Raw genomic sequence first — 14,983 nt, forward strand, 5'->3', positions numbered from 1 at the left:
CGATCAACTCACCACCGTGACATATACGGCACCACTGTCCGAGGAGCCATCAGGGTTGCTGAGCTTGACGGCGAGGGAAATGTTATCCGTCAAAGACATCGGCCTCCAATAGCTCGCATATTGTCCCTTGTGATCAGTAGTGGCTTGGATGAAGGGGCCTCCATTATTTGAGACCTGGATTGTTCTTTTAGGCATCGGCTCTCCAGACTCCTTGCCCACAATCAACGCAGTCATGGTTACATAAGTCTGCAAGGGAACCGGATTTGGCGAAGCGACAACGGACGCCACGGCCGCTGGAGGCTCATGGAAGTTCAACTGCAGCGCTTTCACATCCCAGCCAGTCAAACCGCCCTTTACCGACGCCCATAAAGCCTCATCTGGTGTCCCGAAGGTAAAACTACACGTTGCCATGCCCTTGGCATCCGTCAGTGTTGCCGGTATCAATGTGTTGTCGTATTCCCACATCACCTCGACATCCGCCATAGGCTCGCCGGTTTTTGCCGAGACCACCCACGCCTGTGCGGTCATAAGCTGGCCGGGATAGCCGCCAGGCTCATCAACGACCAACGCATTGATCTGCCGAGGTTCACTCAGAAAGTACGCCAGCGAAACCGAATCCGAATACAGTTCATTCCCGACCGTCGCGGTCAGTTCAAAGGCTCCGGGTGTGGTTGGCAAAAAATCGATTTTCGCCACACCATAAAAATTGGTGGTCGAGGTCACGAGACCAAGATCCGGGCTACGCCAGGTTACGGTTACGCCAACCATCGGCCGGCCACTCACCACCGAAATCACGGTGACCCGTTCGGTCACCGCCTCCCCCCACAGCAATGTCTGATTGACCCGCTGACGCTCTGCGATTTTCACCACCTGTTCGCCTCGTCCCAGCGACATCGCATTCGCCGGTGACAAACTCGCCAGCCGCTCGGAAGCCAGGCATAACGCAAAACCGCCGTCCGTCAGATCTGCGACGGTAAAGTCGTAGCTGAATCCCGCGCTGCTGAACAATTTGGGAATCCCAAGCACCGACGGAGTAAATTGGATACCCAACGGCCGGGGGCCAGTCCCCGTCATGCCCAGCGTCAGTTGGCGATCCAGCAACGCGTTACCTTGCTCTGCTTTCACAGTCAATCTGTAGGTCCCGTTGCGGCGGGGAAAGTAGGTCTTCTGCCCCCAGGGTTGCGGTGCCTGACCGTCAAACTCAACGGTGAGCCCGCTCCACGGGTCTTCATCCAATGCAAGGAGCTTTATCGGCAAACGCTCTTCGTAACCGTCATAGGGACTGAGTAGCGACGCCGTCACCCATTGTTCGCCAACGGTTTGTGGCGCAAAGGCGAAGCCGCTCCAGCCATCGGCAGTGGTGGCTTCATGGCTGGTTTTTTCATCGATGATCCAGTTCACAGGCGCCTGGTCCACGGGACGTCCGGTGAAATGCGAGTACACCTGCACCCACATCCACGCAGGCTCTTGGCCAATGACCGGGTCCACCGCAGACTCACGCGACGCCTCAAACCTGACTTTGTTATGCGCCAGCGCCATCGGCTTGGCGACCGCCTCGAAGTTCAGCTGAGGTAAAGCCAGGGTCAGGGCAAACTCTCCCGGTTCCGGACTGGCCGTAAAGTCCAACGTCCAGTTCGCCCCACCGTCGCTCAGTGTTTGTGGATATTCCATCACCGGTTTAACCGTCGCGCCCAGACTCTCGACCGGCGTTCCCGACCATGTCAACGACGCCTCAAGCCCCACTAGCGGGCTCAACGCATGAGGTAACACATTGAAGCGGTGAACAGCGCCCAGGCACGGATACAGCTTCTGAGCATCCAGCGCCGACCGTATCTGATCGAACATCAACGCCACTTCTTCGGTGAGATCCTCGGCCATCAGGCGGCCCGACAACTCGCGAACGCTTGGCAGATTTTCAAGGCGCAGTTCCAGTTCGAACAGACTGCTGAGGCTGGAGTCCTTTTCAGAAACCAGTTTCCACTCCACTCCGGCCTCTGACAGAGGCTTGGGTGATGCAAGGTCTGCGGGCTTCAAGCCAATATCCGGATCGCCCCCGCGCCAATGCAGGCTGATGTTTTGATCGATCCACTCACTGCCGGCCTGCGGCACGACTTTCAGGGTAGAGGTCTGCCCCCGTCGACAGAGCAGGCCGAGTGAATTGCGTTCGACTTCCACATCGTCGAGCCAGATGCTGACCTGATTTTTCCATGGGCTCGTGTCAATGGCTGTAACGGTGAAAGGTCGTTCAACCGAGACCGCATCCGGGTGAGCCTTGAGACGGGCCGTGACAATCTTTTCGCCGACCGTCTTTGGCGTATACAGCACACTCGCCCAACCGCCCGATCCGGTCACCTCGTAAACCGTATCCCCGTCGGGAATCTGCCATTCGACCAAGGCATTGCTGACCGGATCACCGTCGCCGCCGGCCACGTCATGTACCGCCTGTACCCGCAGCAACACACCCTCCGACTCGTCCACCAGCGGAAACTTGTTGGCCTCGCGCACCGCCCCGACCTTCACCCGATTGCGCGCCAGCGACATGGGTTTGCCGGGCGATGGCAACAAAAGTTTCGAACAGACCAGTGACAGTTCGAAGCGACCGTCAAGCCGATCCTCGCTGGTCAGGGTCCAGACAATATCCTCGCCATCGAACGGCACCGGCTCTCTGAGCGCCGGACTGACCGTGACCCCCAGCTGTTCATGCCCGGCGCCGCTCCAGTGCAGCGACAGATCAGTTCCTCGCAAGGGACTCTCGGCGGGCAAGCGCATGATAAAAGGATGATCGCTGCCCCGGTTCGGATAGCCGGTCACCTCCCACGGCGTTTCGGCGTTCTCGACGACGGCGCGCAAATCCTTCCACGGATCCGTTGCCAACACCGTCACCTCAAAGGCGTGAGTGACTTCGCCGCTGGCGTAATAAGGGCTGTCGACCGATGCCGTGACAATGAAGTCGCCCGCGTGCGAGGGCGCAAAGTCATGGTAAACCCAGCCCTGCTCGTTGGTAGTACCGGTGGCCAACACACCTTGCCCGGCACTCGCCCAAGTGACTCTCCGGCCATCCAGCGCCTGACTGGTATAAAACGAAATGACTTGCACACCCAGCCGGACACTTTGCCCATATTCAAACACCGGGTAGTAGGCGGCTTCCTGGCTCTCGCGAATACCCACACGGTGGTGGCCCAGCGATACATCGATCGAATAGGGTTCAGCGTTGTACTGGTTAATCAGGTTTATCGAGAAATCGTAGCTCTTCTCTTCACCCAGCATCGGGCAGTCGAGGGACCATGGCGAGGCCACCTCATGATTGACACCCCAATCCGGTACAGCCTTGACCGCGTCCAGGGGGTTGCCGGGGCTGGTCAGTGCCACTTGGGTATCCAGCCAGGCATTGCCTGCCTCTGGCACAAACGACAAATTGTGCGGGATGTACAACGAGGGGTTGCCCTGTCCACCGCCAAGGGATGCCCCCAGGCACAGATATAACGTTTGGCCTGGTGTCAGCACCTCCTGATCCAGACAGATCGCCTGAAGTTTCAGCGGCTCCAGTTTCAGTTGAAGGTCGATGCGGGTGATACAGACAGTCGAGCGGTTGTCTGAAGGGTTGGCCGGGACACCACTGATCTGAACGCTCAGCTCGTCACCACTATCGAACGCCAACTCATCCAGGGATGCCTGATAGGCAATCGGTATGAACACCAACGGCTGCCCCGCCGCCAGATGTGCCTGATCCTGTTCGACGTTGCGTGAAGCGCCTTTCTTGAGCTCGATGCTCATCAGCACATCGCCGCCCTTGAGGATGCGCAACCAGCCTGAATCGCCCGACCATGACACTCCGGTCCGCAGCTCACACAGAAACGTCAATTCATAACGGGCGTTGGTGTCGGGCTTTTTAGGAACGGTAATGGTCTGGGTGGCCACGCCACCAACCCCGACATCCATAAAATTGGTCAGCCAGCCTTCATATATATCTGCATCTACGCCCACCAGGCCTTTACGCGTCCAATGGCTCAACGCGTTATTGAAATCGCCATTGCGCACCAGACTTTCATTCGCTTGGATAACCGGCTCATTCATGATTACCCGCTCCTTTGAGCTGTTTGTTCAGCCGGGCGTTTTCAGCCTCGGTGACCATGTCTTCGACTTTTTGGATAAACGTCAGCTCACCGGCCTTGGCGGTGTAGCGGATGCGCACAATGATGTCGGTCAACGAGTCGAGCATGGCGGCTTGCAGCCGTTTCCCCGGCCACGGGAAACTTAATCTCCAGCGGGAGATTGCGCCGGTGTTCTCAAACGGATTGAGCAGACCCTCATCGGGTTTCGTGCCGTGAAGGCCGTTATCGGCAAGCCCGACCGACAGAACTATTTGCTGACCACTGCGCAGGTTGATCACCACATCCGATGGCGCTACCGCGCCCGGATTGTGCAAGTACTGCACCGACTGCGTGGTTGACCGGGTCGCCGTCATGCTGCTGATCTGCAGCAAGGTCGCCCGGACATCCTCGAAGGGTCCGGTCAGTACCGGCAGATCGACTTCCACCGAACTGATCTGCCGGCAGAAGTGGCCCGGATGATCCCGATCAAACAACAACTGGGTCAGTTTGAACTCCAGCGCGCCGGTGTCCTTCAATTGCGCCAATGCATCTGCCCAACCGGCAATGCCCACCTGAGGGTCGACCTCGTCCTCGAACAACTGCCGCAAGGAGATGGTTTTTACCAGCTCCAGCCGCCGTTCCTGACGTTGCAGGTGTTCACGTTCCAGCCGCAGCAGATGCCCACGCAGCTGCTCACCGGCGGTCAGGCCGTGGCGGTGATCGAGCCAGACCTGGGGCAAGGGGATCTGCGCATCGTAATCGCCGGTTTCGGCAGCCAGCGAAGCCTGGGCGCTGAGGCACAGACTGATGACCGCATCGTAGGCCTGATAGTGCAGCGCCTTGAGCTGGCCGAGCATCCAGCCGAACAACTCGGCATTGCTCGCGCGTTTTTTCAGGTAGTTGTAAACCGTCAATGCCTGAGCGTTGGCCCTGAGGGTTTGCGCAAGGCTGGATCGCGCAGCGCTGACGGCGTAGTCCTGCGCCGCGATCTGCGCATCGATAGCACGCACCTCCGCCAGCGCCTGGTCGCGTTGCAGCGCCCATTCGCCACGGCGCCGACGATAGCCTTCGGTGGTGGCCTGACTGTCGGCATCGATCTGCAACAGCGACGAGGAAATCTCCAGACCAAAGGCAACGGCATCGAATGCGTGCTCGGGCTTGAAGCCACCATTGGCCAGGCCAAAGATTTTCGGCAATGCCGCGACGACTCCTCCTGCGGTTCTGACTACTTTGGCCTGCAAGGCGGAGGTTTTCGACTGTTTCAGGCTGGCCATGACCTGATATTCGATCGCCGAAACGTTGTCGTTGTAGCGCGTTGCGTAGGCATCGGCGCGTTCCTGCGCCACAGCCCGGCTTTGCTGCAACGCCGTCACGTTAGAGACAAGCTGAGCGATGGACTGCTCCTGTACCGTCTCGGCGTAGCTGCCCAATTCCACCAGATGGTTGTGCTGCAACTCTTCCTGTTCGGCGCGATCGCGTTGCTCAAGCAGATTCAGCACCTGACTGCCGTAATCCTGCAACGCCTGGACCGCGCGCAATGCGACTTCGAAGGTCACGCGCCAGCGGAACGCATTGACCACCAGCCGTCCCCCCATCGGTCTCGGCCCGGCCACGCCACCGGCCGCCAGGTCACGCAACAATTGATTGGGATCGGTAGCCGGGCTGAACAGTGGGATATCCAGAGGTTTGCCGTCCAGAGTGAGATTGTTGCGCAGGTTATGCAGCCGTTGCTCGGGCACTGCAAACAAGTCGAGCAGTGACTGATTGATCGGAATTTCAAAAGGCCCGCAGGCCAGCAGCCCGAGCATGGGCGGGGTATCGGAGGCGGCCGGGAAATCTGCCAGGCTGAAATCCAGCGTCTGTTCGAATGCTTCGAGACTCGGCCGCGTCATGCTCTGGCCCAGAAGGTTTTCGACCGTGTCGGTTTGCCAACGCGTAGCCGTGTTGGCCGTGGGCGCCTTGCCCATCAGAAACCCGGCCTGGACATAACACAACTTGGCCGCCACCAGACTGTCGCGGGTCAGTTGCCGGTAGTACCAGTCGCCCCAGGCCATCAGGTTTTTCACATAATCGGTGAACACCAGAATCTGGAAGTGCGCGGGTGCCGCGTAACCAATGGCATCCGGGTCGGTAGGGTTTTGACTTTCACAGCTCGGATCGACGGTGCCACTGTCGGTGTCCAAAGGCCGGCAGCGCCAATACCTCGGTTTTGGATGGGCAATCGGCGGCGGCCCTGCAGGATCGGCAGTTGCCTGGGGATCGAACACGTAATGCAACCAGTTCTGCGCCTCACGGAAGCGCTCCTCATCGCGCAAGCGCGTGGCCATCAAATGCGGCAGATGAAAAAACAGCTCCCAGAAAAACAGACCGTTGGCACCATTGAAGGCACCATTGGGCTCAGCGAAATCCGCATCGGTCGGCGGCGGCTCTGGCAAAAACTGGGTATCCCAGCCCAGAACGCCATCCACGGAAATCGAACGCTGCACCAGTTCCGGGCCAAACAATGAATTGAGCCGGGTGTATTTCAACGCCAGCCCGGTCTGGTTGAAGGAAAGAAACTGCGCGGCATCGACGGTGTTTTTGTGCAGGCTCGGCGGGACAAAGTCCACAAGGTCGACAACCGTCAGAGTAAACGACTTTTCTCCCCCCCCCGCCCAATTGGCAAATCCGAATGAAAAACTGACCGACCAGGTGCCTTTTTCTCGTTTGGATATCCACGGCGCGATCACCCAGCCGCCAGCCTGGTCAACTTTTTCAACTATCGGCCCTGGATCCCCCCCTGCGCCTGGCCCCGTCAGAGTCACGCTCCGCAGACCATTGGCAAGCCCCGTAGGCCAGCAAAACCCCTGCACCATCAGTACATCGTCAGTTCCCACTCGCAAAGCCATGACTTGCAGATCCAGATATGGCGTCATCGAGCCCGCTGTCGTTACACGAGGAACAACCGTGACCTGACTGCTCAACGGGTGTTGAACCGTTTCATTGCTGACGAATCGATGTTCCAACGCCAGATCCAGCCAGCCCCCACCGTCTCCGGTGACGGGGCGCATCAGCACGTCGTAAACCGCGTGTACCCTCAGATCGGGAGTTTGAGGCTCAGCAAACTCAAACTGGCCTGTCATTAAAACCCCCAGCTTGCCCTTGGGATCCAGATAGTCGGTGCGCACGCTTGCAATCAACCGGGTGCCCGGCAACAGCGTGTGGTCATACTCCGAACTGTGCATGCTCAAGGGGGCAGACCATTGGCCGTTCTGCGTCATGAACGCCAGGTTGATGTCCAGTTTGTTCGGTGAGTACTCTTGCGCGGCTTTGCTGGCGACCCTGTCGCGCCATTCGGCCCAGACCAGACACAACCGGCCATTCCAGACCACCGGCCGTATATCCAGCACCTTGTTGCCGGACGGAATCTCCACGGCTTGCCATTCACTCCAGGCAGCCGGATTGACCGCGACGGTCGTGGCGCCGAGTTCAATCTCGGCCTTGCGCCAGAAATACTGGAACGGCTGCACCCGCTGCCGACCGACGAAGTAATAATCGGCACGGGCAGGCGTCATGCCGTCCATGTAGCAACTGATCACATCCAGATCGCAGGTCTTTTCGAATGCCTGCAAATAGTCTTGCAGTGCCGACTGCACGGAATCGTCATTCAAGCGCGCCTGGTTGAGGTTGTTTTCCAGGGTTTTGAACAGGCTGGTCTTGCGCTGACGCACAAAGGGATTGATGAAGTTTTCCGGGTAGCATGAGATCAACTGCACCGCCGCCCAGTCGGGGTAGTTGTTGTACAACTCCCATTGCGCCAGATGCTGCTTGTCGAACTGTTCCGTTTCAAAGCCCGGCTCAAGCTTGCGATACACCGCATGAATGTACTGCTGCGCGCAGCTTGTCGCTTCGGCAACCCAGGAGCTCTGCACCTGATAAGTGTCCAGCGGATCCATGCGCAACAGCTCGAACAGATCGGCCGGGGTTTTCAGAAAAGGGTATTTCGCATTGCCAACTTGTCCGATGCAGTAGTCGAGCAGCGCCGAACGACGCTTTTCCAGCAGCCCGCCAATATTATTCAACGCCATGATCTTGCTCCTTGGGGTAGAACCCGGGGACAACCGTTCGCCAAGCGATACCGTTCACCCCGATATCGACTCACCCGCAAAGGTGATCGGGTCGACGAATGTTCTTTCGCTCTCGCCAGACTGAGTGCGGACACTGAAAGTGAAGGTGCCGCCCGTTGTGCTGGAAACAAAGACCCGCGTAAGCCCCTGCTGATTGGTGAACCCCTGGGCTGGCCGAATAGTCGCAACGGCATTTGTTGAAGAACCGGTGCTGCGCGCAAACCAATCCACCAGCGAATTTTGTCCAGGGTTTTCGTAATCGTCTTCCAGCACGGCGAAGAGTTCGACTTCCTGACCTTTCGGCACTTGCCCCAAAGGCGTTGGCGACAGCTCTGAAAGCGGAAAAGACAGCGATGAGAAATCGGCGCCGATCTCCACAGGAGGGGCGTACTCCGGTTCAAACAAATCCAGCCAGAAGATGGGCGTTTCCTTGCCCATGACGCTGCCGGGAATAAAGTTGGCCAGCAGTGTTCCGTCCAGCTCGGTCGCGCCTGTTTCGACGCTGCCCAAGGTGGCGCGCCAGTAAACGCGGACACCACTGAGCAACTTCCCTTCGGCATTTTTCAGGGTCACCTTATAGGTGACTTTTTCTCCAGGCTTGTTGGCCACCACAAAGCTGTCACCCCATACTTCGCACGTGGTCGTGACCAGCGCCTTGAGGTCACCCGGCACATACACCATGGGTGCCCGCGCACCGGACTCGCCCAACAGGGCAAGTTCGGCAGCCTCGGCATACGCTTGTCTGTCGACGGTCTCGGGCAAGTTACCGATCAGAAAAATGGTCAACGCATCCATACCGTTCTCGGTGGATAGCACCCGGATACGCATCAACAGATCGAGTTGGATGAGGTTTTTCAGGACCTTGAGGTCGGTCGGATCAATGCGACTGATGCACTCGCGTACTTCCTGCACGCTCCAGCCAAAAAAATCGGCCAGTTTGAGAGCGGCAGCCTGTTGCGCGAGACTCATCGCATCACCCGTGACATCGGGAAGTGCATTGACCTGGCGCAGGTAGTCCAACAGTTTCTGCTCCGGCTGCTCGCTCAAGCCGAAGGCCCGGGTCAGCGACGTCAGGTAATAAAGCGTGCGTACCGACAACTCATGCTTGTTGTCCTGAGCGAGCCAGGCCCTGTAGCCGTAATCCAGATAATCCTGCAACAGCGTTGCACTGAGCCCCAGCGTCGACACCACCTCGCTGCGGCGCCGCACCTCAGCCAACAGATCAAGCAAGGCGTTGGCAATGCGGTTGCGTGTTCGGTCGGTCTCCCCGGAATCCGTGCCGGTGGTTTCCAGCACCTGCAGCAGCAATTGATGAACCGTGGCATTGGCCCAGTTCAGGATCACTATGGCCTGCTCCACACCGACGCCGGCATACACGGCCAGCGTCTCTTTCACCAGTGACACCTGAGCATCGCGAATCTGCAACAGCACACTGGTCATGATGTCGATGATGGTCTGGCGCAAGAGTGGCTCGACCACCCCCAGGGCACTGTCGACCGCCCACGTGATTTTTTCGCGGACAAAGGCCAGGTACTGCTCGGCGGTGCCGTCGTAGGGCAATACCAGACCATAGGCGTCGACAATCGGATCAATGCCATCGGCAGATGTCACGAGGAACTCCAGCCAGTCCGAGGCCCCGGCAGACGGTGCACCCGCCATCAGAAAAGCGCTATTGGACAACAGGGCGGTCGGCAGCAAATTGCGAATCTGCTCGAAAAACTGCAAGTCCTGCCCGGACGGCTCCAGGGCCGGTTGCGCAACGACCGCGTGCTGCAAAACCCAGAGCACCGGCAGATTGCTTTGCTCGCACCACTGCACGCAACTTTGCATGGCATCGATCAGTTCCAGCACATCCGGCGGACCGCCCGGCACGTTATGGATGTAAGGAATACCCGCCACGCCATTAACCCAGCTATCCCCGCCCAGCACCGACAACATCAGCACCCCTTCGACCGGTGTGATGTTCAACAACCGCGGCAGTCTCACCAAGCGGCAAAAGGCGGAAATGATCGCCGGGCTGCGTGTCAGGGTGTCCGTCATGCCCTGTGCCCTGGCCACCGTCATTGCCAGGTAGTAATAAGTCTGCAGGTCGATCGCCAGACCGCTGCACAGTTGGCTGATCGTCAAATCAACCTCACCCGGCGCCGGCGCCAGTGCAAACGTTCCGTTGTCGAGTCTCAGGGGTTCGCGATAGCCCGCTTGATCGTTGAAGAGCTGGTCGAACTGCGAGAGCGCCTGGCCGCGGCCGTAAACCGACAGCTCACCGATAAACACTGCAAAATCCGCGGCGGTGCATTCGTAGCGCTCGCGCAAAGTCTGAAACAGGCCAAGTGCATGCACCACGCCGCTCGATATATTCATCTCCTGTGCAGCGGGGAGCTTCGGTGCAGTGCCGAGCGCTGTTGCCCTGATGGCGGCTACCAGCACGGCATCCACCTGATCGAAAGGCAACCCTGTCCAGTTGGCCAGACGCACCATCTGGTTTATCCGGTCATAGCGGTTGAAGCCGGTTGGGTCGTCGGGGTCTGCTGTGAGTCGATGACGTTCCTGTAACTCGTCGTCAATCCGCACACCAGGTGAAGTGTTGTCATTGATGTAGACGGATCCGGAACGCCCACTTTCCGGCTCATCATGAAGTAAATCCGGGTAGTTCACATTGGCCGAACGCACCGGAGCAAAATCGCGGATCGAGAGCAACGCTTCGATCTGCGCACTGGTCAACTTTGTTCGTTCGCCCAGAAACGCGACCTGATTAAGTTTTGCGTGCTCTTGCGCATCCACGGTACCGAAATTGTCGGCATAAAAATCTTTGCGATCATCATGACCCACACGATCCTGCGTCAGCAGTAGCCGCTGATAGGGGCCAAGTCTTGAAGCGTGGGCGAAACCACGACCGGTATTGGGCCCCCGGGCGTTACTTTGCAGAAAATACGGATACGCCAGGTCAACCCTGTGCTCGAAATCTCCCGCCGACAGGTTATGGAGCTGCGCAATGCCATCAATCGTGACCCAATGCTGGTAATACGGCAGAGCGTTGGGATAGCGAGCTTCGATCAGCGCGTCTTCAATCGCCGCATCTGTCCCGGCTTCCGTGTTAGCGGCGATGAATGTCTCCAGCACCGATACGATGATGTCGACCGACGATATCGACTGATACACCGCATTGAAGTCGACAGACAGCGGCAATAAATCCTTGCGGCGCACATGCAGACGCCATTTTTCCTCCTGACCGTCTCCTGGCCTGATTCGGTCACGAATCCAGCGCAACAGTTCAATCAGATAGGCCACCGGCGACGTGAGCGACTCCAAGGCATCTGGCGGACACAGCGCGGCAAAGTCGGTGCCGATCAACCCTTCATAATCGGGACCGTCGACCATCGACAAGAAACCGCTTGAGCTGCGGGCTGGAGCGGTCTTGCTGCCGGTCAGGGTCTGCTCGATGAACTGACGACGCAAATACGTGGCCATGCTGTTGGCCCCGCGCAGAAATCGCTGCGCGTCTTCCGGGGTGACCCGATGCTCCCTGACCAGGCTTTGAACGCCCTTCTCCACCAAGGGAAAAATCGACCCCCCCTGCTCAAGGTAGGTCTTGAGGTTTTCCAGCCCGATGTTTTGTACTTGTTGTTCCTCAGCAAACAACTCATCAAACAGTTGCAGAGCAGGACGGCGCGAATCAACCATGATCAGTTTCCTTGAGGCGACAACGGGCCCGGGCAACCTGACGTTATGGTCAGGCTGCTCATTCATTGAGTAGGATTTGGCGCTTCGACACGGTCAACGTCTACTGTCATATCTGACAGGTTTATTGACCGTTCATCGACTTTTTACCTCAGGTTTTTTTCAATGACGCTGGCACCACTTCAACGCGTGCGCTCACCTCCCAATCCGAGGCCGTTACCCCAGTGGGATCGTTATCAAGCGTTTGCCCGACCCGACACCAGTTGCCCCCCGGTGGCAGTGGCACGTCGGATTCGCCGCGCCATGCCTCGCCAGAAACGTCCAGCGGCGGCGACCACTTCACGTCCGGGTTGAACCAGCTCACCACATGCACGGTGCCCTCGCGCCCCTTGCCGGCAAGGGACACCGGATCACTGAGCCAACGTCCGGCTGCCGGCTCATCGATGATGGGTCGATACGCGCTCTGTTCGACCATTCGCTGCGCGGGGTCCGACTCGAAGCCGTCGTACATCGCCTTCGCTTCCAAAGGGAAAAAGCCGCTCGACAACGTGGAGGTCACCGTCACCGACCAGGTACGATCCTCCAGCACGACGGTGTTTTGTGTGCCGAGGTTCAGCTGCACAGTGACGGTATCGCCCGGCTCACCGAAGCCGGACACCACCACCCGCTGCCCGACCTGCTCGCCCTCGAGCGGGGTCTCGATAAACGGCGCCGCCGGGACGACGTCAAAGGACAATGGCAGAGAGTTTTCTGATTCTTGCAGCCTGTCGTTTTCATCTCTGAACGTTTGCCGGGCCCAAAGGGTTGCGTGTCCCACGGGTAGCCTCACCTCAGCTTCCCAACTGCCCTCCCGGCTCACCGCAATATCCGTGAGCAACGGCTCGGCGAGCCCCTCCAGAAAGACCTCGACACGCCCGCTCGCCATGCCGCGCCCGACAATTTTTGCGGTACGCGGCAGCTTGCCACCCAGCGTCGGATGATCGATGTCCGGTGGCAGCAGCACCACATCAAAAGAGCGTTGCTCACTGCGCTCGGACGGAATGCTATTAAGGGTTTGCAGCGCATCGATGGTGTACCGCCGGTACTCGAGGCCAGTGAGGTCGATGCACCAGACGCCGCCTGCATCCAGTTGTTTTGCCGGTCCCAGCGGCGATTGGAATCGGACATCGCGCAACTGCATCGTGGCGCCCTGCATACCGTTCGTGCCGAAGATGGTCACGTTGCGGCCCACGCCATCCGGATGCGGTTGGACAATGATCGGTTGAAGCATGGGACGTGTGATGGGGAAGGTCGCAGACACCGGCGCGGAGGTTTGCTCGGCGGCGAATTGGGTGACAGTCACGGTATGCTCACCGGGGTCAAACGCCTGTTCACGCCGGAAAGTCCAGGCCCCACCGACCACCTCCCCCTTATGGACAATATCGTCTTCGTCGCTGAATTGGATGTTAACGACTGCGCCTGGCCAGCAAGTGCCGCTGAACCTGGGATAAAGGCCATTCTCGACCGGATCGCTCAGGCCTGGGGCCAGCGGCGGGATGCTCACATCGAGGTAAACCCATTCAGTTTGCTGCCCGTCTACCGTTTGCTTGATGCGAATTCGCCTCTTGTACGTAGGCCCCCATGTTTCCGAGGCTTTGCTTGACCATGGGCCATTGGCAGTCAATAGAACATCAGACGCCACCGCCACTTCACGATCGATCTCCCAAAGCAAGACCGTCGCACGGGCATTGCCGATGCCGCTAAAGGTCGGTTCATAGTCCAGGGTGAACGCCAACTCACTCACATCAGGCAGTTTGTTTTCGACCAAGAATGTGAAGGGCCGCGACTCGATCCAGCCACTGGCACCGTCGCCGACCTTTTGTATGATCTGCGCAGTGCCAGTGCCGTACGGCCAGCCTGTAGCAGTGGTCGTCCAGATGCCTGTGGTTAGGTCTGCCACCACCGACGGCGGTGGCGTGATACTCGAACCGGGGACGCTGATCACCACTGTCGCACCGGCGTGGGCGGTGCCAGAGAACTTGATTGAGGTGTCGATGATCTCGACGTCGACCGCGATAAAGGGGGAGGGGCGGACTTTAAAGCCAACGGGGACACTACGTCCGGAACGTATCCCACCCAGCACCTGCTCGGCGACCAGCGAATTATTGCCCGGAGGCACATTAACCGTGACCTTCCAGTTCCCCTGTGCACTGGAGACAATCGATTGGCCAAGCTCGGGGCTATCGCCCGCCTCCTTCCGTAGTTGAATAACGCCATTCAGGATGCCGTTACTCCCGCTTATATAAAATGTCAGGTCATGCACACTTCCAGCCGCGGGAGGCGTGATGCGAGGAATGCTCGGCCCAACAACGTATGAAGTTTTGAACGGCAGCGGAGAGCCGCCAAAACCATCATGTGAGGCCTCAACTTGCAACTCTTTGACGTCTGAGGGTGGGCTGATGATCGCTTCCCACTCCCCTCCCGCCCCTGGTCGGGCAGTCCCCAATGTGTTGCCACTAAGGGAATCTTTCACTGTGACTGTAGAACCCGTTATTGCCTCTCCCTTCATTACAAAAGGCTTCCCAGGCTCCACAACAGCACCTTGAGCAGGGAAAACAATATAGGTCCCCCAATTTTCCCTCCAACTCACCCTTACCTTGACCGTCTGGCCGGTTCTTTTAATTGTTAAAACATAGTCGAGAACCGGGTATGGAAATCCCGTCAACTCCTCCACATGAGACCAGTAGCCCTGCGCATCCACGATTGGGTAATAAACACCCCACCCGGCTACCGTAATTTCTTCACGCGGAAAACATCTCCCACTAATACGGACCTTACTGCCCAATCGCGCATCAGGAGTTGGAAAATGGAGCTCCAGTATCTGGGCTTTCTCATCACTTGTGTTTTCGTTGTCTGACATGATCACACCCACCTCTGGTAGGTCTCCTTTCTACTCCGCGCCTCTTGGCATGAGCACCTGTAAAATCTGACAGTCCCGACGGACGGTAACTTTTCCCGCCGTGCCGTTCGGCGACTTCCTACAGCCGCCCACATCCGGCTACGCCGGGTTGCGCCATTGCCTACACATCCCTCAGAATCCGCCGGCTTGTGCGCTTGGCGGATGCCTCG

At 58.3% G+C, this 14,983-nt stretch carries 4 protein-coding genes; all 4 read right to left on the reverse strand.

The window, feature by feature from the left end; translation table 11 throughout:
* Positions 1 to 3 precede the first annotated feature (3 nt).
* Positions 4 to 4,074, reverse strand: coding sequence for a hypothetical protein (locus tag PSH79_RS21485; protein ID WP_305439472.1), 4,071 nt, complete (start codon positions 4,072 to 4,074; stop codon positions 4 to 6).
* Positions 4,067 to 8,158, reverse strand: coding sequence for a neuraminidase-like domain-containing protein (locus PSH79_RS21490; protein WP_305439474.1), 4,092 nt, complete (start codon positions 8,156 to 8,158; stop codon positions 4,067 to 4,069). The genes PSH79_RS21485 and PSH79_RS21490 overlap by 8 nt, the downstream gene beginning before the upstream one ends.
* Before the next feature lie 54 nt (positions 8,159 to 8,212).
* Positions 8,213 to 11,878, reverse strand: a complete 3,666-nt coding sequence (locus tag PSH79_RS21495) for a Tc toxin subunit A (RefSeq protein WP_305439476.1) — start codon at positions 11,876 to 11,878, stop codon at positions 8,213 to 8,215.
* Between the two features lie 148 nt (positions 11,879 to 12,026).
* Positions 12,027 to 14,774 carry a hypothetical protein gene (locus tag PSH79_RS21500; RefSeq protein ID WP_305439477.1) on the reverse strand — a complete coding sequence of 916 codons (2,748 nt, stop codon included), beginning with the start codon at positions 14,772 to 14,774 and terminating at the stop codon, positions 12,027 to 12,029.
* Between the last annotated feature and the right edge of the window lie 209 nt (positions 14,775 to 14,983).

Source organism: Pseudomonas sp. FP2196, assembly GCF_030687715.1.
Lineage (GTDB): Bacteria > Pseudomonadota > Gammaproteobacteria > Pseudomonadales > Pseudomonadaceae > Aquipseudomonas.

Excerpts from the sequence above, each read along its gene's own strand:
- PSH79_RS21500 (WP_305439477.1), bottom strand. The coding sequence starts at position 14,774 with ATGTCAGACAACGAAAACACAAGTGATGAGAAAGCCCAGATACTGGAG.
- PSH79_RS21485 (WP_305439472.1), bottom strand. The coding sequence starts at position 4,074 with ATGAATGAGCCGGTTATCCAAGCGAATGAAAGTCTGGTGCGCAATGGC.
- PSH79_RS21495 (WP_305439476.1), bottom strand. The coding sequence starts at position 11,878 with ATGGTTGATTCGCGCCGTCCTGCTCTGCAACTGTTTGATGAGTTGTTT.
- PSH79_RS21490 (WP_305439474.1), bottom strand. The coding sequence starts at position 8,158 with ATGGCGTTGAATAATATTGGCGGGCTGCTGGAAAAGCGTCGTTCGGCG.